This is a genomic window from Pseudomonas marincola (genome assembly GCF_900116605.1).
Taxonomy (GTDB): Bacteria; Pseudomonadota; Gammaproteobacteria; order Pseudomonadales; family Pseudomonadaceae; genus Aquipseudomonas; species Aquipseudomonas marincola.
Genome location: NZ_FPBC01000002.1, coordinates 114,751 through 140,081, shown reverse-complemented (window position 1 = coordinate 140,081; position 25,331 = coordinate 114,751). Strand labels below are relative to the sequence as shown.

21 protein-coding genes are annotated in these 25,331 nt (G+C 57.2%); 7 read left to right on the top strand and 14 right to left on the bottom strand.

The window, feature by feature from the left end; genetic code table 11:
- Positions 1 to 21: 21 nt before the first annotated feature.
- Positions 22 to 1,017: an ABC transporter substrate-binding protein gene (locus tag BM395_RS05150; protein ID WP_090509412.1), complete on the bottom strand. Its 996-nt coding sequence runs from the start codon at positions 1,015 to 1,017 to the stop codon at positions 22 to 24.
- A 518-nt stretch (positions 1,018 to 1,535) separates the two neighbouring features.
- Positions 1,536 to 2,849 (bottom strand): prephenate-dependent tRNA uridine(34) hydroxylase TrhP, encoded by a 1,314-nt coding sequence (gene trhP, locus BM395_RS05145; RefSeq protein ID WP_069898165.1) that lies wholly within the window; start codon positions 2,847 to 2,849, stop codon positions 1,536 to 1,538.
- A 264-nt stretch (positions 2,850 to 3,113) separates the two neighbouring features.
- On the opposite strand from trhP, the gene BM395_RS05140 reads away from it, so the two are divergent.
- The 5 genes from BM395_RS05140 (at position 3,114) to BM395_RS23310 (ending at position 8,449) form a co-directional block, all read left to right on the top strand.
- Complete coding sequence (locus BM395_RS05140; protein ID WP_069898166.1) at positions 3,114 to 3,632, top strand: sigma-70 family RNA polymerase sigma factor; 519 nt, start codon at positions 3,114 to 3,116, stop codon at positions 3,630 to 3,632.
- Positions 3,629 to 4,612: a FecR domain-containing protein gene (locus BM395_RS05135; protein WP_090509407.1), complete on the top strand. Its 984-nt coding sequence runs from the start codon at positions 3,629 to 3,631 to the stop codon at positions 4,610 to 4,612. Before BM395_RS05140 ends, BM395_RS05135 begins: the two co-directional genes overlap by 4 nt.
- A 98-nt stretch (positions 4,613 to 4,710) precedes the next feature.
- Positions 4,711 to 7,104: a TonB-dependent receptor gene (locus BM395_RS05130; RefSeq protein ID WP_090509405.1), complete on the top strand. Its 2,394-nt coding sequence runs from the start codon at positions 4,711 to 4,713 to the stop codon at positions 7,102 to 7,104.
- A 53-nt stretch (positions 7,105 to 7,157) separates the two neighbouring features.
- A complete protein-coding gene (locus tag BM395_RS05125) occupies positions 7,158 to 8,288 on the top strand; it encodes a PepSY-associated TM helix domain-containing protein (RefSeq protein WP_090509402.1) in 1,131 nt (376 codons plus the stop codon).
- Positions 8,285 to 8,449, top strand: coding sequence for a hypothetical protein (locus BM395_RS23310; RefSeq protein ID WP_170827712.1), 165 nt, complete (start codon positions 8,285 to 8,287; stop codon positions 8,447 to 8,449). Before BM395_RS05125 ends, BM395_RS23310 begins: the two co-directional genes overlap by 4 nt.
- A 76-nt stretch (positions 8,450 to 8,525) precedes the next feature.
- On the opposite strand, the gene BM395_RS05120 is transcribed toward BM395_RS23310, so the two are convergent.
- Positions 8,526 to 10,292 carry a sodium:solute symporter family protein gene (locus tag BM395_RS05120; protein ID WP_069898170.1) on the bottom strand — a complete coding sequence of 589 codons (1,767 nt, stop codon included), beginning with the start codon at positions 10,290 to 10,292 and terminating at the stop codon, positions 8,526 to 8,528.
- A gap of 10 nt (positions 10,293 to 10,302) precedes the next feature.
- Positions 10,303 to 10,569, bottom strand: a complete 267-nt coding sequence (locus BM395_RS05115; protein ID WP_069898171.1) for a DUF4212 domain-containing protein — start codon at positions 10,567 to 10,569, stop codon at positions 10,303 to 10,305.
- Between the two features lie 244 nt (positions 10,570 to 10,813).
- On the opposite strand from BM395_RS05115, the gene BM395_RS05110 reads away from it, so the two are divergent.
- On the top strand, positions 10,814 to 11,443 hold the full coding sequence (locus BM395_RS05110; RefSeq protein WP_090509400.1) for a glutathione S-transferase: 630 nt from the start codon (positions 10,814 to 10,816) through the stop codon (positions 11,441 to 11,443).
- A gap of 155 nt (positions 11,444 to 11,598) precedes the next feature.
- Here the strand turns inward: BM395_RS05110 and BM395_RS23925 are convergent, their stop codons facing one another.
- From BM395_RS23925 to BM395_RS05090, 4 genes are all read right to left on the bottom strand, one after another.
- Positions 11,599 to 13,629, bottom strand: coding sequence for a methyl-accepting chemotaxis protein (locus BM395_RS23925; protein ID WP_090509397.1), 2,031 nt, complete (start codon positions 13,627 to 13,629; stop codon positions 11,599 to 11,601).
- Positions 13,630 to 13,753: 124 nt separating this feature from the next.
- A complete protein-coding gene (locus tag BM395_RS05100; RefSeq protein WP_090509396.1) occupies positions 13,754 to 14,470 on the bottom strand; it encodes a hypothetical protein in 717 nt (238 codons plus the stop codon).
- Between the two features lie 202 nt (positions 14,471 to 14,672).
- A complete protein-coding gene (gene rloA2 / locus BM395_RS05095) occupies positions 14,673 to 15,188 on the bottom strand; it encodes a retropepsin-like aspartic peptidase RloA2 (RefSeq protein WP_069898175.1) in 516 nt (171 codons plus the stop codon).
- 68 nt (positions 15,189 to 15,256) lie between these two features.
- Positions 15,257 to 16,513, bottom strand: a complete 1,257-nt coding sequence (locus BM395_RS05090) for a cyclic di-GMP phosphodiesterase (protein WP_090509393.1) — start codon at positions 16,511 to 16,513, stop codon at positions 15,257 to 15,259.
- Between the two features lie 163 nt (positions 16,514 to 16,676).
- Here BM395_RS05090 and BM395_RS05085 point away from each other — a divergent pair, with 163 nt between their 5' ends.
- A complete protein-coding gene (locus BM395_RS05085) occupies positions 16,677 to 17,573 on the top strand; it encodes an acyltransferase (RefSeq protein ID WP_090509391.1) in 897 nt (298 codons plus the stop codon).
- A gap of 68 nt (positions 17,574 to 17,641) precedes the next feature.
- On the opposite strand, the gene fdhA is transcribed toward BM395_RS05085, so the two are convergent.
- The 6 genes from fdhA to BM395_RS05055 all read right to left on the bottom strand — a co-directional run bounded on the left by fdhA (position 17,642) and on the right by BM395_RS05055 (position 25,285).
- On the bottom strand, positions 17,642 to 18,841 hold the full coding sequence (gene fdhA, locus BM395_RS05080; protein ID WP_090509388.1) for a formaldehyde dehydrogenase, glutathione-independent: 1,200 nt from the start codon (positions 18,839 to 18,841) through the stop codon (positions 17,642 to 17,644).
- A gap of 263 nt (positions 18,842 to 19,104) precedes the next feature.
- Positions 19,105 to 19,962, bottom strand: coding sequence for a formyltetrahydrofolate deformylase (purU, locus tag BM395_RS05075; RefSeq protein ID WP_090509385.1), 858 nt, complete (start codon positions 19,960 to 19,962; stop codon positions 19,105 to 19,107).
- A 96-nt stretch (positions 19,963 to 20,058) separates the two neighbouring features.
- A complete protein-coding gene (locus BM395_RS05070; RefSeq protein WP_090509383.1) occupies positions 20,059 to 20,688 on the bottom strand; it encodes a sarcosine oxidase subunit gamma in 630 nt (209 codons plus the stop codon).
- On the bottom strand, positions 20,681 to 23,698 hold the full coding sequence (locus tag BM395_RS05065) for a sarcosine oxidase subunit alpha (protein ID WP_090509379.1): 3,018 nt from the start codon (positions 23,696 to 23,698) through the stop codon (positions 20,681 to 20,683). Before BM395_RS05065 ends, BM395_RS05070 begins: the two co-directional genes overlap by 8 nt.
- Complete coding sequence (locus BM395_RS05060) at positions 23,695 to 24,021, bottom strand: sarcosine oxidase subunit delta (protein ID WP_069898182.1); 327 nt, start codon at positions 24,019 to 24,021, stop codon at positions 23,695 to 23,697. Before BM395_RS05060 ends, BM395_RS05065 begins: the two co-directional genes overlap by 4 nt.
- A gap of 13 nt (positions 24,022 to 24,034) precedes the next feature.
- Positions 24,035 to 25,285: a sarcosine oxidase subunit beta gene (locus tag BM395_RS05055; RefSeq protein WP_069898183.1), complete on the bottom strand. Its 1,251-nt coding sequence runs from the start codon at positions 25,283 to 25,285 to the stop codon at positions 24,035 to 24,037.
- Positions 25,286 to 25,331 lie beyond the last annotated feature (46 nt).

The following is a 25,331-nucleotide window of genomic DNA, read 5'->3' as shown; positions in this document are numbered from 1 at the left end:
TCAACCTACTTGCACCAGCGCTCAGAGCGCTGCTTTGACACTGGCAGCTACGTCTTCCGGCAGCCACTTGCTCCAGGCATCCGGGTGCTGTTTCATGTAATGCAGTGCGGCTTCATCGCTTTCGGCGCCGTTCTCATTCGCCCAGGCCATAACGGCGTTGAGGTCATCCGGCTTGACCGAAACCTTGGACAGAAACTCGACCAGCTTCGGCGCCTTGGCCTTGAACTCGTTGTTCACGGCGGTCAGCACTTCGGTCTGCGGGTAGTCGCTGGCGACAGGCTTCACGCAGTCAGGATCGGTGATGCACAGGTAGTTGGCTTCGTTGAACTCAGGCATTTCCAGACGCACCAGATCCATCTCGCCGACCATTGGCGTTGGCACCCAGTAATAGAACACGATGTCACGCTTACGCTTTACTGCCGAAGTAATTGCAGCGCGCTGTGCAGCCGCGGTGCCTGGCGAGTAGTAGCTGTAGGTTTCACCCATGTTCAATGCTTTGAAAATGTTGTGCGAGCTGACATCACAGCCCCAGCCTGCTGGGCAACCATAGAAGCGGCCTTTGCCCGGCTCTTCCGGATCAGCAAACTTGTCGCTGTACTTCGGCAGGTCGGTTACCGACTTCAGCTCCGGATATTTGGCGGCGGTGTAGGCCGGGATATACCAGGACTCCTGACCGACAAATGCCGTACCAATCGAGGAAACCTTGCCGCTCTTCTCGGCCTTGGCCCAAGCATCAGCAACGCTGTTTTTCCAAGTCTCGGCGATCACGTCTACGTCACCGCGTTGAAGACCTGCAAGGATCGACAATGTACCACCCGGTTGGACTTGGCTTTTGCAGCCATAGCCGTGCTTGAGGATGAAGCGTTCTACCTCGACCATGAGCATGTTGGATTCCCAGGCCATGCCACCAAAATTAACAGGACGGTCGATTTCACATTGTGGGGCAGCAAAGCTTTGCATCGAAGCAGCAGATACGCCCAGGGCCAGACAGCCGGCCAACTTAGTTGACAGTTTCATTGTTATCTCCAGTCATTTTTTGCTTGCTAAAAACTAAGCAAGAGAGCCGCCGAGGCGGAACGAAGGTTGCGGCGTAGGCCACAACGCAAAAGCAGGTGACCAAGAGGTGGACACCCAAAAAGGAAGGAAAAAGCGTAAATCCATTGAAAAGCATCAGCGCATCCTAACGCAAATATACTTTCAGCTCAAACTAATCAAAAATCAGTAAATCAATCTTTCACATTGAAATAAGCATAAATCTGCAATTTAGCAAGCAGCATTTAAAAAATATGGTTTCAACTGATAGCATAAACCCAGCATCGCACAAGCTCCTCACACGCCTGCCTGCAAAGCCCTGAGACACTGACAAGCGGATACCGCCGCGCTTGAGCGGGCGGGCGATGATTGATCGATGGGTGTGGGTTTGCAGCAGAAGGGAAATAGCAGAGCAGCAGAGCATGCGTCGGTATCGCGCCAGGCTTTATAGCCACAAGCGCGAGCGACTCATTGGGCGGCTGCGATAACGCGTATAGCGTTGATCAGAGATCGCGCATCAGCAGCGCGTATTCCAGCTCAATTGCTTCGGGTACCGGCAGATACATGACGTGGCCATCACCCGGCGCAACCTCAACGGGTTCGCCGCGCTTGTTGTGCAGCAACTCCAGAATAAAATGCATGTTGCCCCTAGGCGTCATCAGCTCCAGCGAGTCGCCCACGGCAAAACGGTTCTTGACCAACACCTCAGCCAAACCGTTAACCCGCTTGCCGGTGAGCTCACCGACAAACTGCTGGCGCTCAGACACCGAGGAGCCGCGTTCATAGTTCTGGTATTCGTCATGCACATGGCGGCGCAGGAAGCCCTCGGTATAGCCGCGGTGCGCGAGTGATTCCAGGGTGTCCATCAACGACTTGTCGAATGGCCGGCCCGCTTGAGCATCGTCTATCGCCTTGCGGTAAACCTGCGCGGTACGGGCGCAATAGTAATGCGACTTGGTGCGACCCTCGATTTTCAGCGAATGCACGCCCATCTGCACCAGTTGCTCGACATGCTGCACGGCGCGCAAATCACGCGAGTTCATGATGTAAGTGCCGTGCTCATCCTCGAACGCGGTCATTTGCTCTTGCGGTCGGCTGCTCTCGTTAAGCACAAATACCTGATCAGTAGGCGCGCCGTCACCAAGCGTTGGCTCAACCACTTTGACTATATTGCCCAGCTCATCTTCCTTGCCCGGCTCAGCCTGATACTTCCAGCGGCAGGCATTGGTGCAGGCGCCCTGATTGGGGTCGCGCTTGTTCATGTAACCAGAGAGCAGGCAGCGTCCGGAGTAGGCCATGCACAAGGCCCCGTGGACAAACACCTCAAGCTCCATGTCGGGTACTTGCTGGCGAATTTCTCGGATTTCTTCCAGCGACAGTTCTCGCGAAAGAATCACCCGCGCCAAGCCCATCTGCTGCCAAAACTTCACACTCGCCCAGTTCACGGCATTGGCCTGCACCGACAAATGAATCGGCATTTGAGGAAAATGCTCACGCACCAGCATGATCAAACCCGGATCAGACATGATCAGTGCATCCGGCCCCATTTCGATCACCGGCTGCAGATCCTTGAGAAAGGTTTTCAGCTTGGCGTTATGCGGGGCGATATTGACCACTACATAGAACTGCTTGCCTTGGGCGTGTGCCTCATTGATGCCAAGGGCCAGATTGGCGTGATCAAACTCGTTATTACGCACCCGCAAGCTATAGCGCGGCTGCCCTGCATACACAGCATCGGCGCCATAGGCAAAGGCGTAGCGCATGTTTTTCAGGCTGCCGGCGGGCGCCAGCAATTCGGTGATTTGAGCAACAGTCATGGCAAGGCACACATAAAAAAATCAGCCGCAAAGCTTAGATACTAAACAACTCAGGCGTATTGATCTGCATCTATGAATGCATGCGCGAAATAAGCCTGAAGCACTGTCTGCGGCGCATAACCGGGCACAAATGACGCCAATATGTCGGCAACACACGCGAAAGTTACCGCTCATCACAGCGCAGCGTGCCAGCGATTGCACAGACGAGCACCGCTCTGCGATCATATGCGAATAATTCTCGATACACCCACCAGAGCCTCTTGCGTGACAACACCCCGACCACCCCATCATCATTTGGTAGGCACGCTCTACCTTGACCACCGAGATTGGTTGTTCGGCTGGCTGCGCAAGAGCCTGAAATGCCCGCAGTTTGCCGAAGACATCAGTCAGGACACCTTCGTCCGACTCTTGGCCAAGCCCGACCTTGAGCTGCCCAAGGAGCCCCGCGCCCTGCTCACCACCATCGCCAAAGGCCTGGTGATCGATCAGCATCGGCGCAAGCGCCTTGAGCAAGCCTATCTTTGTGAGCTGGCGCAGCTGCCATTGCCGCTGCAACCCAGCCCGGAAGAGCAGCAAATGGCGCTGGAAGCGCTCTTGCGAATCGACCAGCTACTCGGCAAACTCTCCGCCAAAGCGCGTGCCGCCTTCCTCTACAGCCAGGTAGACGGCCTCAAGCATCAGCAAATTGCCGATCTGCTCGGCGTGTCGGTATCACGTGTTCGCCAATACCTGGCGCAGGGATTACGCCAATGTTATGTCGCCCGCTATGGAATGCCTGAATGACGAGGGTTAGCCGCACTGCACTTGAGCAGGCCATTGACTGGCATCTTGAGTTCTCTTCTGGCGAGCTGGATATTGCCCAGCGCAGCGCCTTCGAAGTCTGGCGCCAGGCCGATCCCGAGCACGAAGAAGCATGGGTGCGCTTGCATCAGATCGAGCAAGACATCAACCGCGACAGCACGCCACTGGTACGCGCAACCCTGATTGAAGGGCATGTGAAGGCCCAGAAAAAGTCCAAAACGATCACCGTTTCAGCGCTTGGTTTAACCCTTGCCGTGACGCTAGGCCTGAGCGTGCTCAACCAGCAGCGCCCGCTAACCGACTATATGGCAGACGAAATCACCCAAAGCGGTGAGCATCGCCAGCTGCAATTGGCTGATCAGTCGACCCTGACTCTCAACAGCCGCACCGCAGTCGACATCAAGTTCACGGCAAAGGAACGCCGCCTGGTGTTACTGAACGGTGAAATTCTGATCGAAACGGCTCACGGCGATCAGCGACCGTTCATTGTCGAAACAGCGCAAGGTCGCCTGCATGCGCTGGGCACCCGGTTTTTGGTCAGCGAGCACGCCAATACCACCCGCCTGACGGTACTCAAGTCCGCCGTCGAAGTTACGCCGACCGCAGTGCCCGACAACACCATCATTGAAGAAGGCCAACAAGTCGTCATTAACGCCAAGGGCATCAGTTCGCCTACAACAGCCCCCTTGGCTGCGGACGCCTGGAGTCACGGCATGCTGCTGGCAGACAACCTGCGTCTGAGCGATTTGCTCGACACGCTTGGCGAATACCGTTCGGGCTTTCTCAGCGTCGACCCGAGCATTGCCAACTTGCGTATTAGCGGCAGTTTTCCGCTGTTCAATACCGATCTGGCACTGGCCGCCTTGCCGCCAAGCCTGCCGGTGCAGATTGAACAGCACAGCAAATGGTGGGTAAAAGTTGTTCCTGCAGCCCCGTTGCCGGCCACGCAAACCCGCCCCTAAAAAAAATTTGAAAAAAATGCGCAGCAGCCCTGTCACTTTTTAATTTTGCTTCGGTAACAAGGGTAATGATTATGATTATCCTTTGGGAGTAATTGACAATGCTGCGCCCTCCTTTGCAAAAGCGTCACCTGTTGGCGGCTGCTTTCGCCCTCAATGGTTTCAGTTCTCTGGCCATGGCCGAAAACTATCAATTGCCTGCCGCGCCTCTGAGCAGCACGCTGAACAGCATTGCTGCACAAGCGGGCATTGCCTTGAGTGTTGATCCGGCGCTCACCGCCAACAAGATGTCGCGCCCTGTACAGGGCGAGTTCAGCGCTACCGGCGCGTTGGACGCCGCTCTGCAAGGCAGCGGCCTGCAATTGCAGCGCAGCAGTGCGGGCAGCTACAGCGTAATCCCGGCAGCAACCGATGCCGCTGCACTGCCTGATGTCACCGTGACTGGCAGCCAACTCACCGCCGGCAGCGAAGCCGATGGTTATCGCAATGACGCCGTGCAGAACGTCGGCGCGCTGGGCGGCCTGCCACTCAAAGACACGCCATACTCGGTCAATGTGATCAGCAATGATCTGCTGGAAAATATCCAGGCCACCTCGATTGATGATGTGTTCAAGATCAACCCATCAACCCAGTTGCGCTCGCCAACCACGGCAGGCTATGCCAGCTCGGTGAGCATGCGCGGCTTCAGCGACGCCGGTAACCTGAGCATCGCTAACGACGGCCTGCGTTTCAGCACTGGCTACGACGGCGGCAACTACATCGAAGAAATGCAGCAGGTAGAGATTCTCAGCGGTCTCAGCGGCTTTCTTTATGGCCCTGCCAACCCCGGCGGCCTGGTCAACTATGTGCTGAAGCGCCCGACATATCAGCGCTACAACAGCGTGACGCTGGGCAACGCTGGCGGCGAAAACTACTACGTGCACGGCGACTTCGGCGGCACGATCGATGAAGCCGGTGTGTTCGCCTACCGCCTGAACGTGCTTGGACAGGACGGTGAAACCGCCATCGAGATGCAGAAAGACCGTCGCGAGATGATTTCCCTCGCGCTGGACTGGAATGTCAGTGACGACCTGCTAGTCCAGTTCGATGCGTCGCACAAGAAAAGTGAAACGCGCGGCCTGACCAGCTACTGGTATTTTGCCGATCAGGGCCTGCGTCCGGATGCCGACAAACTGGATAACGACGAGTTGTACAGCCAGCGCTGGGCGTTCTCCGACAGCGAGCACGACCGCGTAGGCAGCCGTTTCAACTGGCGTCTGGATGACACCTTCACCCTGCGCGGTGCATTGGGTTACAGCCAGTACGAAAACGAATACACCTACACCGGACCGGAAATTAACAGTGCCGGTGTGTACACGCAGCCGCTGTATGCATTCGCCCCGGTCGAAACCGAGGAAACCTCGGGCTTCCTGTTCCTCGACTCGGTGTTCAACACCGCCACTACCGGCCACAAGCTGACCGTCGGTTATCAGGGCAACGTTGCGCGCGTGCGCAACTACGAAGATCACATTCCGTACCCTGGCCCGCAATACAATTCAGTCACGCCTGAGCTGCCGTTGACTGAACACCCGCAGGTAGACAAGCCCAACTACAACATTGGCAACGGCGATCAGCGCCTCGCCAGCCGTAGCAAAAGCGATAACTTCCTGATCGGCGACATCATCACCTTCAACGATCAGTGGTCGACCATTGTCGGCCTGACCCGCACCACCATCGAGACTTACAGCAACGACTTCGTCTGGGCCAACGCATTTGGTTACGGCGAAACCGCGACCACTTATAAAGAAAGCGAAACCTCGCCGAACTTCTCGCTGGTCTACAAGCCGCTCCCTTGGCTGACCACCTACGCCAGCTACATCGAAGGCCTTCAGGAAGGCGGCATTGCCCCAAGCACTGCGCTCAATGCCGGCCAGGCACTCGGCCCTGAAGTCAGCGAGCAGTATGAGCTGGGGGTTAAAGCAACCGTTGGTGAAGTCTTGCTCACCGCTGCGCTGTTCAATATCGAGAAGCCCAACAGCTACACCAACTCGGCGCGCATCTTCAGCCAGGACGGCCGTCAGGAGAACACCGGTCTGGAGCTGAGCGTTACCGGCAAACCACTGCCGCAGTGGACAGTTGTCGGTGGTCTTACCGTGCTCGATGCCGAAGTTAAAGAGTCGAACAATGCCGTCAACGAAGGCCAGACTCCGGTCAACGTCGCCAGCCAATTCGCCAAGATGTACAACGAATATGAGTTGAGTGCATTGCCAGGCGTCGCACTCACTGGTGGGATTTACTACACCGGCAAAATGTACACCGACGAGGCCAACAACCACAGCCTGCCATCGGTCACTACATTTGATGCCGGCATGCGCTACCGCACTGCCTTCTCAAGCGACAACGACCTGACCCTGCGCGCCAATGTCAGCAACCTGGCCAACAAGGAATACTGGCTCAACAGCTCGTACCTGGGCGCCCCTCGCACCGTGACCTTCTCGGCTCAACTCGAATTCTGAGTTGAGTGGCGACCTGCTGCCAGCGGGTCGCCTCCTCCAATGGACTCCCTGTTATGCGCAGTCGCACTATTAAACGCTGGTCACAGGTTCACACCTGGACCAGCCTGATCTGCACCGTATTTTTACTGCTGCTGGCCCTGACCGGCTTGCCGCTGATCTTCCATCACGAACTTGAACACGTGCTCGGCGAAGCGCCCGAGTTGCGCGAAATGCCGGCGGATACGCCGCATCTGAGCCTGCAACAGCTGGTGGAAGCATCCGAACGCGAACGCCCTCACGAAGTCGTGCAATACATCGGTTACGACGACGAAGACAGCAATGGCGTGGTGTTCATCATGGCCGCCACGGCGGGCACCGAACCCAACTCTTCACACACCTTCATGCTCGACGCACGCACAGGCGAAGCCATAGACATGCCGGCCGCCAACGGTGGTGTGCTGATGTTTATTCTGCGTTTGCATGTGGATATGTTTGCCGGCTTGCCGGGTAAATTGCTGCTGGCCTTTATGGGCCTGCTGTTTGTGATCGCCTGCGTATCCGGTGCGGTGCTCTACTCACCCTTTATGCGCCGGCTCGATTTTGCCACCGTACGCCGCGATAAATCCTCGCGCACGCGCTGGCTCGACCTGCACAACCTGATCGGCATCGTCACGCTAACCTGGGCAATTGTGGTCGGAACCACGGGGGTCATCAGTGCCTGCGCCGATATTCTGATCAGCGCATGGCGCAATGATGCCCTGAGCGCGCTGGTAGAACCCTATCGCAATGCGCCGCCGCTGACCGAACGCGCCTCCGCCAATAACTTGCTGGCCATCGCCAAACAAGCCACGCCTGGCATGCAGCCCGACTTCATTGCATTTCCCGGCACGCGCTTTTCCAGCGAGCACCATTACGGCGTGTTTATGAAAGGCTCCACGCACCTCACGTCGCACCTGTTGACCACGATTCTGATCGACGCCCGCACGCTCGAAGTTACGGCTGTCGCCCAGCGTCCCTGGTACATGGATGCGCTGTCCTTGTCGTCACCGTTGCATTTCGGCGACTACGGCGGCCGCCCCATGCAAATCCTCTGGGCTGTGCTCGACGTGCTGACCATTATTGTCCTGCTCAGCGGGCTGTATCTGTGGTGGGTAAAACGCTATGGCTCAGCAGCGCGAGCCAACGCCGTCGAGGTGCGCGCATGAACTGGCGTCAATCTACATTTGCCTTGCCACTTATTATCGGCCTGCTCAGTGCGGTAGGTTTGATCAGCGCATTACTGGGTGACGGCCTGTGGGATACCGTCGCCTGGGTCGGTCTGGGAATCCCGGCGTTACTGGGCTGCTGGCCACTGTTGAAACGTTGAAGCACAGCGCCCACTACTAACCGCCAGAAACGACAACGCCCCGATAATCGGGGCGTTGTGCTTAGTGCATTACAACTTAGTGATCGATTGCAGCACCGGCACCACGAGGAACACGGATGTCTTCGATCAGGTGCTGGATACGCTCTGGTGGAGCGCTGGTGACGGAGGCCACCGCAACCGCTACAACGAAGTTGAAGATCATGCCCAGGGTACCAATGCCTTCTGGCGAGATACCGAACCACCAGTCAGCAGCACCGGCAGTTGGGTTGATGAACTTGTAGTAAACGATGTAGCTGAAGGTGAACGTGAGGCCGACAACCATACCGGCGATAGCGCCTTCCTTGTTCATCTTCTTGGAGAAAATCCCCATGACGATGGCCGGGAAGAACGATGCCGCGGCAAGGCCGAAGGCGAATGCCACCACTTGCGCCACGAACGCTGGCGGATAAATCCCGAACAGACCAGCAACCACAACCGCCACACCTGCAGCGACACGCGCGGCCAGCAGCTCTTGCTTCTCGCTGATGTTTGGCATCATGTTGCTCTTCAGCAAGTCGTGCGAGATAGAGGTCGAGATAACCAGCAGCAAACCTGCAGCGGTAGACAGCGCAGCCGCCAGACCACCCGCCGCAATCAGTGCAATTACCCAGCCCGGCAGATCAGCAATTTCCGGGTTGGCCAATACCATGATGTCGCGGTCTACGTAGAGCTCGGTTGCAGCATCGGTCGGCGCGTTGGTGACTTGACGCTCACCGTGAGCACCGGCTTCAGCCGAGAAGGTTGGAGCACCTGCGAATGGAGCGCCTGGGCCGTACTGGATCTTGCCGTCGCCGTTCTTGTCGAGCCAGGCGATCAGACCGGATTTCTCCCAGTTTTTCACCCACTGCGGTGCATTAACATATTCAACACCTGGAATGCTGGTCAGCAGGTTGGTGCGCGCAAACGCAGCAACAGCCGGAGCGGTGGTGTACAGAATCGCGATGAACAGCAGTGCATAACCGGCAGACAGACGCGCTGCACGCACGGTTGGGGTGGTGAAGAAGCGCACAATTACGTGTGGCAGACCGGCAGTACCAACCATCAGCGCCATGGTGATGAAGAACACGTCGATAGTCGACTTGCTGCCATCGGTGTAAACGCCAAAGCCCAGCTCAGTGCCCAGACCATTCAGGCGCTCAAGCACCGATTGGCCAGTGCCGATAACTTCGCTACCAAAGCCCAGCTGCGGGATCGGGTTACCGGTGATCAGCATCGAGATGTAGATCGCAGGCACCATGTAGGCGAAGATCATCACGCAATACTGCGCAACCTGAGTGTAGGTAATGCCCTTCATACCGCCGAGTACGGAGTAGAAGAACACGATGCACATGCCGATGATTACACCGGTGTTGATGTCGACTTCAAGGTAACGCGAGAAGACGATGCCAACGCCGCGCATCTGGCCAGCAACGTAGGTGAACGAGATAAAGATCACGCAGATTACCGCCACCACGCGAGCTGTCTGCGAGTAGTAACGCTCGCCGATGAACTCCGGTACGGTGAATTTGCCGAACTTGCGCAGGTACGGGGCCAGGCACATGGCCAACAGCACATAGCCGCCGGTCCAGCCCATCAGGTACACGCTACCGTCGAAACCGGTGAACGAGATAATCCCCGCCATCGAGATGAACGAGGCAGCCGACATCCAGTCTGCACCGGTGGCCATACCATTGAGGACTGGGTGAACGCCTTTGCTGGCAACGTAGTATTCGCTGGTAGACCCGGCACGGGTCCAGATCGCGATACCGATGTACAGCGCAAAGGTTGCGCCGACAAACAGGTAGATCAGAGTTTGGGTATCCATTCTCGGCGCCTTATTCTTCGTGGACGTCGTGCTTGCGGTCGTACTGATTCATCTTCCAGACATAGAAGAAAATCATCGCCACAAATACGTAGATAGACCCTTGCTGGGCAAACCAGAATCCCAGAGGGAAGCCGAAGAACTGGATGGCGTTGAGTTCATGCACGAACAGAACACCACAGCCGAATGACACCACGAACCAGACCACCAGCAGCCACAACATCAGCCGCAGGTTATCTTTCCAATAGGCTTTGGCAGCCTCTTCCTTAGACCCAGACATGTGAGGTTCTCCTCAATTGTTTTTGTTGTTTTGACAGTCAAAACTTAGCAGTACCCACAGCGAGCGCTAGTGAGACTTTGGTCGAGTGCCGCCCCGGCGCAGCGCAGGCCTCACGGTTTATGGGGCATGCAGAGGCACAAGCAGCCAAGGTAGGCGTAGACTCTCGACCAAGGTCGTATACGGCGCCGCTCGATTTATCTTCACGAAACGTGATGCAACGCTCAAAAAATATGGAGTTGAACAAATGCCCAGCAACAACATGACTCTGTTTTACTCGCCCGCATCGCCCTTCGTGCGCAAGATCATGGTGCTGTTGCACGAAACAGGGCAGCTGCAGAAAGTTGATTTACACAACGTGCAACTGAGCCCGGTTGCTCCGAACAGCGACGTTGTCGCGCGCAATCCCTCAGGCAAAATTCCGGCGCTGCAACTCACTAGCGGCGACACCCTGCATGACAGCCGGGTGATTCTCGACTACCTCGATCACCAGCACAGCGGCGAGCCGGTTATTCCACGCAGCGGCCCGCAGCGCTGGCAACGACTGACGCTGGCATCGCTGGCAGACGCCATACTTGATGCGGCGGTTTTGATCCGTTACGAGACGGCCCTGCGCCCGGAAGAACTGCACTGGCCGCAGTGGCTCGAAGGCCAGCAAGCCAAAATTGAACGCGCGCTGGGCGAGTTCGAAGCACAAGCCGATACGGGCGTACTGAACACATTTGATATCGCCACGATCAGCCTTGCCTGCGCGCTCGGCTATTTGGATTTCCGCCAACCGCAACTGGCATGGCGTGAGCGTTTCCCCAACCTCGCAAGCTGGTACAGCGAAGTCAGCCAGCGTGACTCCCTAAGCAAGTCCCAGCCGCCGGCATAAGTAGAGGCCAGGCTATCGAATACGGAGCGCCTCGCGCGGATTGGAGGCGCCGGCCAGTAGTCAGCAAATGAGCCGGCACGGTAACCAACGCCGTGCCGGCTTAAAGCTTGCTCAAACAATCTGCTCAAACCAAGGTTGGCAAGTTCGCTGGCGGGTTAGCCGAGGCGGAAGCGGCCGGTATTTTGCGACAAGCCCTGACTGCCCAAGCGCAATTGCTCCGAGGCCTGATTGACCGCCTGCGCGCCGTCGAGCAAGGCACTGGCCGCCTGATCGACCTGCTGGATGTTGCCGCTGACTTCATCGGCGGTTGCGGCCTGCTCCTCAGCTGCCGTGGCAATTTGCGCCAGCCGATCGCTGACCCGCTGGACCGACTCGACGATCCCATTGAGGTCATCACTCATGGCCAGAACGCTGCTGACATCGCCCTCAGCCTGAGCCACGGCCTGATCCATCATATCCACCGACTCGCCAACCACTTTGTGTAAATCCGCAACCGTCTGAGCGATCTCTTGCGTGGAGTTCTGAGTACGCTGCGACAGGTTGCGCACCTCATCAGCGACCACCGCAAAGCCGCGGCCCTGATCGCCAGCCCGCGCCGCTTCAATTGCAGCGTTGAGGGCGAGCAGATTGGTTTGCTCGGCAATGCCGCGAATCACATCCACCACGCGGGTGATCTGCTCGGTCTGCTGCTGCAATTGCTTCAGGGTCGCCGAGCTTTCACCCAGGCGCGAGCTGAGTTGGCGCATGCTGGCACTGGTTCGCTCGCTGCGCTGATTACTCTGGTTGGCCACTTCGCGCGTTTGCTCTGCTTCGACTGCGGCCTCCTCACAGCTTTGCGCAACACTCTGCGCGGTAGCCGCCATCTGGGTTGCCGCAGCAGCAATCTGGCTCATTTGACCTTGCTGTTGCTCAACCGCCTGCAAGGCCGTTTGAGACTCCTGATTAAGCAGTTTTACGGTGCCGCCAATGCCCTGGGTTTCATCATTAACCCCTTGCAGCGAGCCGCGCAGTTGCACGATTGCGGTGTTCAGCGCAGATGAAATTTGCGCCAGCTCGTCCTCACCATAAGTTTGCATGTGCACGCGCATATCGCCGTCACGCAGGCCTTGCGCCGCCTCAATAATCTCGCGCGCACCACGACGGATCGACCAATTCAGGCACGCCAGCACATAAAGCGCGGCCAGTGTGAGCAGGGCAAAAATCAGCGCCACGTTGAGCATCCTGATTTGCGCGGCGCTGCGATAGGCTCCCTGACTCTGTTCGGACTGCTCAAACTGCGCCTGCTGCAGGCCTTGCAGAAGTTGCTCCAGCACGTCGATACGCTGAATGAATTGCGCAGGCGTCAATGTCATCGGATTGGCATCGAACATGTCGCGGTCAATTTCCTTGAGGAACACCTGCAAACCCTGCTCGACATTATTGAACGGCGCTTGCAATGTATTCATCGACTCCGGGGCAATTTGCGCGAGCGAATTTCGCGCCTTGAGCAGTTGCGCATTCGACTCATCGAGGCTGCTGCGCAAATCGCGAATGCCCACCCGACTTTGCAACGTGAAGTGCTCGGACACCACGGCGCCATAACCACGGCTGGCAAAACTGGAGAGATTTTCCAACAGCCGCGGCAGGGTAAACGTCAGCTGTTCCATCATCAGATAGGTGTCCAGATGCGGGTCGAGAATCAGCCCGCTGTCGGTGGCAATCTGCTCACGCAAAGCGGTTAATTGCTGCAAGGTTTTCTGATATTGCACCAACGCATCGGGCAACGAAATGCCTGACAACGCAGCCACAGAAATCCCCTTTCGGTCCGCCTGCAAACTGCTCAGCAACTCGCGCGCCTGCTTCGACAGCGCAGCACTGTTCAGTTGCTCACTGGCATTTTTGAGGCTTTCATCGAGCTGAGCCTCGCGGCTGCTCAACAAGGCCTGCGCCGGCGTGTCTGTGCCTTTCCAGCGTGCTAAAAGCGTACGCTGAGCCAACACTTCACGCTGCACCTTGGCCAGCGCATTGATGTCATGCAGGCCATTGATCTGCCGGTCCATCAACTGCTGCCCTGCCCGGTACTCGTCCCAGAGCGTCCATGAGGCGTAGGCCAGCGGCAGAATGAACAGCACGGCTAATAATTGAAACTTGCGGGCAAAGCTAAATCGTTCGAGCAGGTTCACACCCGGCTTGAGTACTGCGGTCATGGGGATACCTCAAAACACTTTAATGCATGTTTTAACGCATGCGCGGCATAGGTTAGGTTCTAACAAAAGCTACGCGGCCACCTGCTGACCCGCACTGATCAGCGCGGATAAAGCCCGCTAGGATTTATATCGGCAGGAAAGCCATGCGCAATATGCTGTGCGTCGCATAATTTATTCCGCGCTGGGTACGCTCGGAGGTGATGATTGCCATCATGTCCTGATAAGCGATGATCTTGCCGAAAAGACGCTCATAACTGAGGTTATAAGGCGGTTTGTCAAAACCGTTAGTGAACAGAAGGCGAGCGCCCTTGGCATCCAGCCGGTGCTTGAGCCGCCACACCAGAATTTCGACATTACGCGCGCTGTTGTACAGCGCCTGCTGGTCGAGCGTGTCGAACAGGTAGAAGTCGTCTTTATAGTCGTAGGAACGGCTGAGCATGCCGCGCAGCCCGGCCATCACTGCATACACGCGGTCGCCCGGGAAATTGGGATCAAGCGCCAGATCCATCGCCCTGAGTTCATCGACACCGAGGTAGGAGGTCTGACGATTTAGCGGCGTGCTCCAGAGCAGTTTTTGCCGTGAAAGAATCGTCGCGTTCGGGGTTTTATGCAGCTCATCCGGATTACGCTCATAGAGCTTACCCATTAATACCGTGAGCCGCTGGTCGACAGTCTTCCAGTGCAGATCGTGCACCATGTCGATGTCGGTCTTGGCGACTTTATGCAGTGAAACTTCCTGATTGGTGCATGCGAGCAAGCCACCTGCCACAGCACTCAAAATGGCCAGTCGGAGCCAGCAGATGATTCGCAGGCGATCTGCCTGCCCGGACTCAACCCCCATTAGTCCAGCCGTGAATAAGCCACCCCAATTGCATGCACAGCATCCTTGTATGCCAAAACATCAATCTGAGCCTAGCAATAATCCGGCACCCGTGCAGGCGAGCCGTTCAATCACGGCGTGCATAAATACCGTGGATACAATCGGGGCGCGGTCATCAGACAGCGCCCCGAATAGATCAAGCCAATCGAATGCTCCGCTCAACTCAGCACTCTGGACGCTCGGCGGTATAGCGCTGCGCAGGATTCACCGCGGCACCGAGCTTGCGCATGGCGGCCGCACCAATCAGCAGCGGATAATCGAAGTGACTGCGATCCGCCAGATTGACCTCAATGGTGCGTGACTCGTTGCCCACGCAAATTTCCATATCAATCACCGGCCGCTCAGCCATAGTCGGGCTGCTGTTGGGTTCATCACCCTCTTCTGCACGGTTCTTGATCAGCGCGACGCGCGTCAGCGGTTGCTCGAAAAGGGTTGGATCAGCATCTTTTGTTGCCAGACGAAAACGCACCCAGTCATCGCCATCGCGCTTGAAGCGCTCGATGTCCTTGGCCGAGAGCGATGAGGTCATCGCGCCGGTATCCATTTTGGCTTTAAAGGTCTGGCCAACCTGAGGCACAGCAACATACTCGTAACGGCCGTACAAAGTTGGGTCACTGGCTGGTTCGTTCGCCATCACTGGCAGTGCAACTAACGCGATCAATGCAATTAAACTTCTCAAACCAAGTACTCCTCCTTAAATTCACGGTTTCGGACTCGTCTCGATTCGATTGGTTCAGCTTTTTTGCCTCAGACAGGAGTGGCGGGAAGATCCAACCAGAGTGCTTCAAGGTTGCGAAAGCCCCATTTTTCGGGGGCTTCACGGCTAATAATTTTATCGCGCGCCGGGGTCTCAGCCAGATCAATGGTTTGCTGGATAATCGGCATCCGGGTTTCCGCTGAGTAGAAAACCTTGACCTTGGGCGCCAGCAGCGAACCCTCGCCCTGCTCCAGCACCACGCCAAGACGACCACTCTGCAAGCGCACCAGCGAGCCAATCGGATAAATCCCCACCGCCTTGACGAAGGCGTGGAACATCATCTCGTCGAAGTGGCCTTTCCAGCTGGCCATGCGGCTGATTGAGGTGGCCGGGTCCCATGCCTTTTTGTAGGCACGATTAGAGGTGACGGCGTCATACACATCGCAGATGGCGCCCATTCGCGCCATGACGCTGATCTGCTCACCTTGCAGGCCGTGTGGATAACCCGTGCCGTCGTATTTCTCGTGGTGATGCATGCAAACATCCAGCGCCAGCGCACTGATCTGCTTGTTTTCCAGCAATATCTGGCCGCCCAGAATCGGGTGCGCTTTAACGGCCTCAAACTCTTCTTCGGAGAGTTTCCCCGGTTTGTTGAGGACGTTTTGCGCGACCGCCATTTTGCCGATGTCGTGAAGCAATCCGGCAAGCCCGGCTTCGCGAATCTGATCCAGCTCAAAATTCAGCTGACGCGCCAACGCGACCATCAGCGCACACACGGCAACGGAGTGCATGTAGGTGTATTCGTCAGCATTTTTCAGCCGCGCCAAACTGATAATGGCGCCGGGGTGGCGAATAACCGAGGCGGTAATTTCCTTGACCAGGTTATCGGCCTGCTCCGCTTGCAGTGCGCGGCCCATCCGCACATCGGCGAACATGTCGATAACCGCCTGCTTGGAACGCTCACAGATCAGGGCGGCACGCCTGATCTCGTCGGAGAACGGCGCCGGGCTGTAGTCTTCGTTGTCTTGCGTAGCCGGTGCTGCTTCTTCCTCGGCCTTGGCTACAGGTGCCGGCGTAACTGGTTCAGGTTCCAGCTGCGGCGTTTCGACAGGTGCAGCGGCACAGTCGAGCCCCTTGCTGATATCAATCAGCAATTCCTCAACTTTACTGGCGTAGATACGTTGCAGATCCTTGTCGGATTCCAGTAAGAAACTTTTCTTCCAGAACGGATGGTCAACCCAACTGCCACAGAAGGCCTGGATGTACATACCGACACGCACGTCCGCTACCGATATGCGCTTCAACATAATTGCCTGTTCTCGAAACAGCGTTTTTTGTAGACCACTTTATACAGACTGAAGCGGAGCAATGCCCAACGGCTCGTCCGACAATTAACCGATAGTTCAGCATAACTTGGACGAAGCCAATCGTCTGCTTAATATGCACAGGTCCCGCACTTGAGGAGCCATCATGCGCCGACTACTGACCGGCCTGACCGTCACCCTGCTGTTACTGCTGAACACCTTGATTCTGATTGGCCCGTTGCTGTTGATCGCCATGGGCAAGTTTCTCCTGCCCGGCATAGCGCTGAAAGCTGCATGCTCGCGCGGTGTGATGTGGGTTGCAGAAACATGGGCGGAGATCAACAAAATCATATTCGCCTGCATTCTGCCGACCCAATGGGATATCCGTTGCCCGGTTGAGCTGCGCAAAACCACCTCGTATCTGGTCATCAGCAACCATCAGTCGTGGGTTGATATTCCGGCGTTGATTCAGGCATTCAACCGCAAGACGCCCTACTTCAAGTTCTTTCTCAAGCAGCAACTCATCTGGATCCCCTTTCTCGGGCTGGCCTTCTGGGCGCTCGACTATCCGTTCATGCGGCGTTACTCCAAGGCCTATCTGGAGAAACACCCGGAGCGCAAAGGCGAAGACCTGGCGATTACCCGCCGTGCCTGCGAGAAGTTCAAAGACCTGCCGGTGACCATCGTCAATTATCTGGAAGGCACGCGCTGCACCCGCGCCAAACAGATTCAGCAGCAATCGCCCTACAAATACCTGCTCAAGCCCAAAGCCGGAGGCATGGCCTTTGTGCTCGCCGCATTGGGTGAGCAACTGGATGCGGTGCTGGATGTGACCGTGGTTTATCCGGGCGATAAAGTGCCGGGCTTCTGGGCGTTGATCAGCGGCCAGGTGCCACGGGTGATTGTCGATATTCAGACTTATCCACTGGATCCGGCCCTGTGGCAGGGCGACTACCAGAACGACGAGCAATTTCGCCAATGGATGCAGGAGTGGGTGTCACAGCTGTGGCGCGATAAGGATGCGCGCATTCACGCGATTCGAGAGGAGCTGCAACCGCGCTAAAAAAGCAAAGCTCACACGCAGTGTGCACGGGTGAGCTTTGCAAAAGCTACGTTCGCTTACGGGTTGAATCAGCCAGCGCTGAACATGCGATGCGGATCAATAACGAATTTCTTCGGCACACCGGCATCGAATTCGCCATAACCCTGTGGCGCCTGATCGAGGCTGATTACTTGCACGCCCACCACTTCGGCGATGTTGATGCGGTCCCACATAATCGCCTGCATCAGTTGGCGGTTGTACTTCATCACCGGCGTTTGCCCGGTGTGGAAGCTGTGCGACTTGGCCCAGCCCAGACCGAAACGAATGCTCAGGCTGCCAATTTTGGCCGCTGCGTCCACCGCGCCCGGATCTTCGGTGACATACAGGCCGGGAATACCAATTTTACCGGCAACCCGAACAACGCCCATCAGCGAGTTGAGTACCGTTGCCGGTGCCTCCTGCTGCGCGCCGGCATGGCCGTGACCACGCGCCTCGAAGCCAACCGCATCGACGGCGCAATCTACTTCCGGCTCACCGAGCAGGTCGGCAATTTGCTCGTGCAACGGGGTGTCTTTGGACAAGTCGGCAATCTCGAAACCCTGCGCCTTGGCGTGGGCCAACCGCACCGGATTCACATCACCGACAATCACCACCGCCGCACCCAGCAAGCGCGCAGACGCCGCAGCCGCCAGGCCCACAGGCCCCGCACCGGCAACATAGACCGTACTGCCGGGGCCAACGCCTGCGGTAACAGCACCGTGATAGCCCGTCGGCAGAATGTCTGAAAGACAGGTCAGATCGCGGATTTTCTCCATCGCCTTGTCGCGATCCGGAAGTTTCAGCAGGTTGAAGTCGGCGTAAGGCACCAACACGTAATTCGCCTGACCACCGGTCCAGTCGCCCATGTCGACATAGCCGTATGCGCCACCCGCACGCGCCGGATTCACGGTTAAGCAAACACCGGTGTGCTGCTCTTTACAGCTGCGGCAACGGCCACACGCGACGTTGAACGGCACAGACACCAGATCGCCAATATTCAGATGCTCAACATCGCGCCCTTTCTCGATCACCTCACCGGTAATCTCGTGGCCCAACACCAGGCCGACCTGCGCCGTGGTACGGCCGCGCACCATGTGCTGGTCGGAGCCGCAAATGTTGGTGGATACCACTTTGAGGATGACCCCGTGCTCGATCTTCTTGCCGCGCGGGTCCTGCATTTTCGGGTAATCGATATTCTGCACCTCGACCTTGCCAGCACCGAGATACACCACACCACGATTATCAGACATCGCTTGCTCTCCTTGTTGTTGTCGGAACAAAGGCGCAGCCGGCGGCCACGCAGCCTTGCACTGGAGCATTTACGGAACGTCCAAAAACTACTGAGCCAGAGATTGCGCATCTAAGGGCTTGGCGCCTGTCGCTGGCTTTTCAGAGGCTCCTTTAAGGTGATGAAGCATTCACAAAGAGGTCAGGTAACGACGCAGCGTGCCATCACATGAACCTCTGGGCAGTGTGAAACCTGCTTATGCAGGGCCATACAGTGCCAGCCGCGTTAAAGCACGACTGTGCGGTTTTGATTAAGAAAGACGCGCCGCTCAAGGTGATAACCAATCGCCTTGGCCAACGTCAGGCATTCAATATCACGGCCTTTGGCAACCAGGTCTTCGGGATAATGCGCGTGATCAACGGTCTCAACGCCTTGCGCAATGATCGGGCCTTCGTCGAGGTCGTTGTTGATGTAATGCGCGGTCGCACCGACCAACTTCACCCCCTTCTGATACGCCTGATGATAAGGCTTGGCGCCCTTGAAGCCGGGCAGCAGCGAGTGATGAATATTGATCGCCCAGCCATCGAGCTTGCGGCATAACTCCGGCGACAGCACCTGCATATAGCGCGCAAGCACCACCAACTCAGCACCGGTTTGCTCGATAACCTCCAGCACTTTGCGCTCTTGCGCAGGTTTATCGTTGGGGTCCAGCGGGAAGTGGTAATACGGAATCTCATGCCAGCGTGCCAGCGGTTCCAAATCAGGGTGATTGGAAATCACCGCCACCACCTCCATCGACAAATGGCCAATGCGCTGACGATAGAGCAAGTCATTCAGGCAGTGATCCGATTTGGACACCATCAGCACAACCTTGGCCCGATACGCGGGCGGAGTCAGCTCGGTTTGCATCTCGAAGGCGGCACTGCGTTGCGCCAAATCAGCACGAAACGCCTGCTCGTCAAAACCATCGGGCTGGCGAAACTCAATGCGAATAAAAAACCGCGACGACAACCGGTCATCGAACGAATGGTGTTCGGTGACATAACAACCTTGCTCAAACAAGAACCGTGTCAGCGCGTCCACCGTGCCGAGCACGCTTGGGCATTGCGCTGTCAAAATCCATGTATCCGGGGTTCGGCTCATTACACTCTCCCTGCGCTCAACAGCACTCCCTGCAAGGCACACACCCGATTCGGGCGGCCCTGCAAGGCGTATTAATCACAGCATCAATACAACTGATTATTCGACGATACTCAGGCCGTACTCAGCGCTGGCATCTTGCAGCCAAAGCCAGAAGTAGTCAGAGAAGCTGCGGCGAATGACCAACTCCCAGGTATCTTCAGCGCTGTGACGAATCACCAACTGCGCTTTGGCGAAGTGTGTAGCCACGGCTTTACCCACGGGGAAGTTGCCCGGATGGACGTCGTACGAAGTCGACTTCATCAACACCTCGCGCACGTTCTTGCCGCGAAGCTCCAGCAAGGTTTGGCCTCCGCTGACATTGATGATCGAGATGTGTTGCCCCGCCAGCGCCTCACGCAATTTCTGCTCGGCGGCGAGTTCTTCACCGCTCGGCACAATCAGCAGCCACTCATCCGGAGACAGCCATTGCAAGGACGCCCCGCCGTGGCTGACCACGCTCAGCGCACCCGGCAACTCCATACCCAGAGCACTGTGCACGGCCTCGGCAAAAGCCGGATCTTTGCCATCGCCACGCAAGGTGAGGTGGCCCAGCAGTTTTTTCTCAGTCAGCGTTACACCGGCATCGGTCGGCCCTTTGCCGACCAACTCATGCAGGCTGGCGTGAAACAGCGGCGACTCGGCCTTGGCATCTGCCGGGCGCTGTTGGTAGACATTGACGTTAGACATTCTGGCGTTCCCCTTTCGGGTCATAAAATACGGAGCTGACAATTTCGGCTTCAATCACGCTGCCATCGACCAGGGGCGCAAACACCCGCTCGCCAATGCGTTGCAAACCGCCTTTAACCATCGCCATTGCAAACGAGTAGCCCAACGCAGCACTCATGTAGCTGGAGGTGACGTGGCCGACCATGGTCATCGGTATCGCCTGCTTCGGGTCAAAGACCAGCTGCGCACCTTCAGGCAATATCTGCTGAGGATTAACCGGTTTTAGCCCCACCAGTTGTTTACGCTGCTCGCGCACGCAATCCTGACGATTCATACCGCGCAAACCGATCCATGAAAACGGCTTGTTGCGGCCCACACACCAGCTCATGTTGAGGTCGTCCGGCGTGACCGAACCATCGGTATCCTGGCCGACAATGATGAAGCCTTTCTCGGCCCGCAAAACGTGCATGGTTTCAGTGCCATAAGGCGTAAGACCGTGCTTTTTGCCTGCTTCGATAATCTTCTGCCAAACGCCCATGGCGTAATCCGCCTGCACGTTGACCTCGTAGCTCAACTCACCAGTGAAGGAGATCCGGAAGACCCGCGCCGGTACACCGCCGACTTCGCCTTCTTTCCACGCCATAAACGGGAACGCGTCTTTATCGAGGTCGATATCCGTGACTTCCGCCAGCAGCTTGCGGCTGTTCGGGCCGGACAGCGTCATCGTCGCCCAGTGATCGGTCACCGAGGTGAAATACACTTTCAGATCCGGCCATTCGGTCTGGTGATAAAGCTCCAGCCAGTCGAGAACCCGCGCCGCGCCACCGGTGGTGGTGGTCATCAGAAAGTGGTTGTCCGCCAGACACGCCGTTACACCGTCGTCGAAGACCATGCCGTCTTCTTTGCACATCAAACCGTAACGGGCTTTGCCGACATCCAGTTTGGTCCACGCGTTGGTGTACACACGATTGAGAAACTCACGGGCATCAGGGCCCTGAATATCAATCTTGCCCAGCGTCGAGGCGTCAAGAATGCCCACAGCATTGCGCACAGCCAGGCACTCACGTGCGACAGCCGCGTGCAGGTCTTCACCATTTTTCGGGAAGTACCACGGCCGCTTCCACTGGCCGACATCTTCAAACTCAGCGCCGTTGGCAACGTGCCACGCATGCATCGCGGTGTAACGCTTTGGCTCAAACAACGCACCGCAATGGCGGCCAGCAACCGCGCCGAATGTCACCGGCGTGTAGTTAGGCCGGAACATGGTGGTGCCCATTTGCTCGATGCTGATGCCCAGTGAGCGTGCAGCAATCGCCAGGCCATTGATATTGCCGAGCTTGCCCTGATCGGTTCCAAAGCCGAGCGCGGTGTAGCGCTTAACGTGCTCAACCGACTCAAAGCCTTCACGGGTTGCCAGCTCGATACCGGCTGCAGTGACGTCATTCTGGAAGTCGACAAACTGCTTAGGGGCGCGCGCGGTCGATTTATCGTGCGGTACTTGGAACAGCGCAACCGTCGCTTCCTCGTTGAGTTGCTCAACGCTTGGCAGCGTGCCAACAGCGGCGTCAAAGCCGACTTCGGCAGCGGCCATCACACCCGCTTCAAAACCATCTGCCAGCGTGTCGCCCAATGCAAAAACGCCTTTCACCGCCCCGGCGCACACACGCTTTTGCAAGCCTTCGCCCGGCACAAATGCCAGCAAGTCGGCCTGCCATGTTGGTCGCCCACCCAGATGCGATGCCAGATGAACCACTGGGCTGTAGCCCCCGGAGCTAACGATCAAATCGCAATCAAGAACTTCACCCGAGCTGGTGACTTTATGCTTGGCCACATCGATCGCACAGATCCGCGCCGCATCAACACGCTTGCTGCCGCGCGCTTCAACCACGGCGCTGCCAGTTAAAATCCGCACACCGCGTGCGCGCGCCTGCTCAACCCAGGTGCCACGCGGGTTAGTCCGCGCATCTGCCACGGCAACCACTTGCTGGCCAGCGTCGAGCCAGTCCAGCACCACGCGGTAGGCGTAATCGTTGTTGGTTGAAAGCACCAGCTTGCGACCGGGCAGCACCGCGTAACGGCGCACATAGGTCGACACAGCGCCCGCGAGCATATTGCCAGGCACATCGTTGTTGGCGTAAACCAGCGGGCGCTCATGCGCACCGGTCGCCAGCACCACACGCTTGGCACGTACCCGGTGCATGCGCTGACGCACCATGCCCATCGGCGCGACTTCACCGATGTGATCGGTCATGCGCTGATGAATCGTCAAGAAGTTATGGTCGTGATAGCCATTCACTGTCGCGCGCAGCAACAAGGTGACTTCTGGCATGCCTTGCAGCTCAGCCAGCGCCTCGGCTGCCCACTCGGCTGCAGGCTTGCCGTCCAGCAGTTCACGCGTGTCGAGCAAGCTGCCGCCAAACTCTTCCTGCTCGTCCGCCAGAATCACCCGCGCGCCACTGCGACCTGCCGCCAGTGCAGCGGCCAAACCCGCAGGCCCCGCGCCTACCACCAACACATCACAATGCTGATTGAGGTAGTCGTAACTGTCGGGGTCAACTTCTGTCGGCGCACGGCCCAGCCCTGCGGCTTTACGGATGTACTTTTCGTACGTCAGCCACAGGTTCTGCGGATACATGAAGGTTTTGTAGTAAAAACCGGGGGGCATCATCTTGCCGCCGACCTTACCGAGAATCCCCATCATGTCGGTATTAACACTCGGCCAGCCGTTGGTGCTGGTCGCCACCAAACCGGAGTAAAGCGCTTGCTGAGTCGCCCGCACGTTAGGGATTTGCGCTTCTTCGGTCGAACCGATTTGCAGGATGGCGTTTGGCTCTTCGCTCCCCGCCGCGACAATCCCGCGCGGACGGGAGTACTTGAAACTACGCCCGACAATATCCACGCCATTGGCCAGTAACGCAGCGGCCAGTGAGTCACCGGCGAAGCCTTGATACGACTGGCCATTGAAGCTGAAATTCAAGGGCTGGCTGCGGTCAATCCGGCCGCCATTGGTTAGACGATTAACTTGGCTCATGCCGTGACTCCTTGAGCGCTCGCTTTAGCGGCAGCAACGCTGGCCTCGGTAACGCTGGGCTTCTCACCGATCTTGTAAGTTTCATAAATCTCGTACGTCACGGTGTGTCGCGTGGCGTTGAAAAACTTACGACAACCGCCTGAGTGCACCCACAATTCGTGGTGAATGCCGCGTGGGTTATCGCGGAAGAAGATGTAGTCGCCCCACTCTTCATCGCTGCACTCGGCTGGATTTTCCGGCCGCACAATGTGCGCCTGGCCGTGTGCGTGAAACTCTTCTTCAGAGCGCGTTTCACCGCAGTGAGGGCAAAAAATATTAAGCATGGTCTGAGCCCTCTTAGTGAGCCACGGCAGCAGCGCCGTGCTCGTCGATCAGTGCGCCGGTATGGAAACGATCCATCGCAAACGGTTTTGCCAGCGGGTGCATTTCACCTTTGGCCAAACTGGCGGCAAACACGTGGCCCGAGCCCGGCGTGGCCTTGAAACCACCCGTGCCCCAACCACAGTTGAAGAACAGATTAGGGACTGGGGTTTTCGAGATAATCGGGCAGGCGTCCGGGCTGGTATCCACAATGCCGCCCCACTGACGGTTCATGCGCACGCGTGACAGCACCGGGAACATCTCGACGATGGCTTGCAGCGTGTGCTCGATCGTCGGATACGAGCCACGTTGACCGTAGCCGTTCCAGCCGTCGATACCGGCGCCAATTACCAAATCTCCTTTGTCCGACTGGCTGATGTAACCGTGCACGGCGTTGGACATGATTACGCTGTCGATCACCGGTTTAATCGGCTCAGACACCAATGCTTGCAGAGGGTGTGATTCCAGCGGCAAACGGAAGCCCGCCAGCTTGGCCATGTGCCCGGAGTTACCCGCAGTAACCACGCCGACACGCTTGCCACCGATAAAGCCGCGATTGGTTTCAACGCCAATCACCACGCCGTTTTCCTTACGGAAACCAGTCACTTCGGTCTGCTGCAACAAGTCCACGCCCAAGGCATCCGCCGCGCGCGCATAGCCCCAGGCCACGGCGTCGTGACGCGCCACACCGCCACGGCGCTGCACAGTCGAGCCCATAATCGGATAGCGGGTGTTTTTGCTGCAATCCAGATACGGAATCTCTTCAGCGACCTGACGCGCATCGAGCAACTCGCCATCCACGCCATTGAGGCGGTTGGCACTGACGCGACGCTCAGAGTCACGCATGTCTTGCAGCGTATGGCACAGGTTATAAACGCCGCGCTGCGAAAACATCACGTTGTAGTTGAGGTCTTGCGAGAGACCTTCCCACAGTTTCATCGCATGCTCATAGAGTTGCGCTGACTCATCCCACAGGTAGTTGGAACGCACAATCGTGGTGTTACGCGCCGTATTACCGCCGCCTAACCAGCCCTTCTCAACCACTGCGACGTTCTTCACGCCAAACACTTTGGCGAGGTAGTAAGCGGTTGCCAAACCATGACCACCGCCGCCGACGATGATCACGTCGTAGACCGGCTTAGGGGTCGGGTTGCGCCACATGCGCTGCCAGTTCTCATGATGACTGAAGGCATGTTTGAACAGGCCAAAGCCAGAATATCGTTGCATGTGATGCTCCTAAATTTGCAGCCGAGACGATTCCGGCGGCCGACTC

What these genes read in the sequence shown, in the direction of transcription:
- BM395_RS05135 (WP_090509407.1), top strand. Translation starts at nt 3,629, where the DNA reads ATGACGAGGGTTAGCCGCACTGCACTTGAGCAGGCCATTGACTGGCAT.
- BM395_RS05115 (WP_069898171.1), bottom strand. Translation starts at nt 10,569, where the DNA reads ATGTCTGGGTCTAAGGAAGAGGCTGCCAAAGCCTATTGGAAAGATAAC.
- BM395_RS05090 (WP_090509393.1), bottom strand. Translation starts at nt 16,513, where the DNA reads ATGTTGAAGCGCATATCGGTAGCGGACGTGCGTGTCGGTATGTACATC.
- BM395_RS05120 (WP_069898170.1), bottom strand. Translation starts at nt 10,292, where the DNA reads ATGGATACCCAAACTCTGATCTACCTGTTTGTCGGCGCAACCTTTGCG.
- fdhA (WP_090509388.1), bottom strand. Translation starts at nt 18,841, where the DNA reads ATGTCTGATAATCGTGGTGTGGTGTATCTCGGTGCTGGCAAGGTCGAG.
- BM395_RS05100 (WP_090509396.1), bottom strand. Translation starts at nt 14,470, where the DNA reads ATGGGGGTTGAGTCCGGGCAGGCAGATCGCCTGCGAATCATCTGCTGG.
- trhP (WP_069898165.1), bottom strand. Translation starts at nt 2,849, where the DNA reads ATGACTGTTGCTCAAATCACCGAATTGCTGGCGCCCGCCGGCAGCCTG.
- BM395_RS23925 (WP_090509397.1), bottom strand. Translation starts at nt 13,629, where the DNA reads ATGACCGCAGTACTCAAGCCGGGTGTGAACCTGCTCGAACGATTTAGC.
- BM395_RS23310 (WP_170827712.1), top strand. Translation starts at nt 8,285, where the DNA reads ATGAACTGGCGTCAATCTACATTTGCCTTGCCACTTATTATCGGCCTG.
- BM395_RS05065 (WP_090509379.1), bottom strand. Translation starts at nt 23,698, where the DNA reads ATGAGCCAAGTTAATCGTCTAACCAATGGCGGCCGGATTGACCGCAGC.
- BM395_RS05125 (WP_090509402.1), top strand. Translation starts at nt 7,158, where the DNA reads ATGCGCAGTCGCACTATTAAACGCTGGTCACAGGTTCACACCTGGACC.
- purU (WP_090509385.1), bottom strand. Translation starts at nt 19,962, where the DNA reads ATGAGCCGAACCCCGGATACATGGATTTTGACAGCGCAATGCCCAAGC.
- BM395_RS05055 (WP_069898183.1), bottom strand. Translation starts at nt 25,285, where the DNA reads ATGCAACGATATTCTGGCTTTGGCCTGTTCAAACATGCCTTCAGTCAT.
- BM395_RS05150 (WP_090509412.1), bottom strand. Translation starts at nt 1,017, where the DNA reads ATGAAACTGTCAACTAAGTTGGCCGGCTGTCTGGCCCTGGGCGTATCT.
- BM395_RS05085 (WP_090509391.1), top strand. Translation starts at nt 16,677, where the DNA reads ATGCGCCGACTACTGACCGGCCTGACCGTCACCCTGCTGTTACTGCTG.
- BM395_RS05130 (WP_090509405.1), top strand. Translation starts at nt 4,711, where the DNA reads ATGCTGCGCCCTCCTTTGCAAAAGCGTCACCTGTTGGCGGCTGCTTTC.
- BM395_RS05060 (WP_069898182.1), bottom strand. Translation starts at nt 24,021, where the DNA reads ATGCTTAATATTTTTTGCCCTCACTGCGGTGAAACGCGCTCTGAAGAA.
- BM395_RS05070 (WP_090509383.1), bottom strand. Translation starts at nt 20,688, where the DNA reads ATGTCTAACGTCAATGTCTACCAACAGCGCCCGGCAGATGCCAAGGCC.
- BM395_RS05110 (WP_090509400.1), top strand. Translation starts at nt 10,814, where the DNA reads ATGCCCAGCAACAACATGACTCTGTTTTACTCGCCCGCATCGCCCTTC.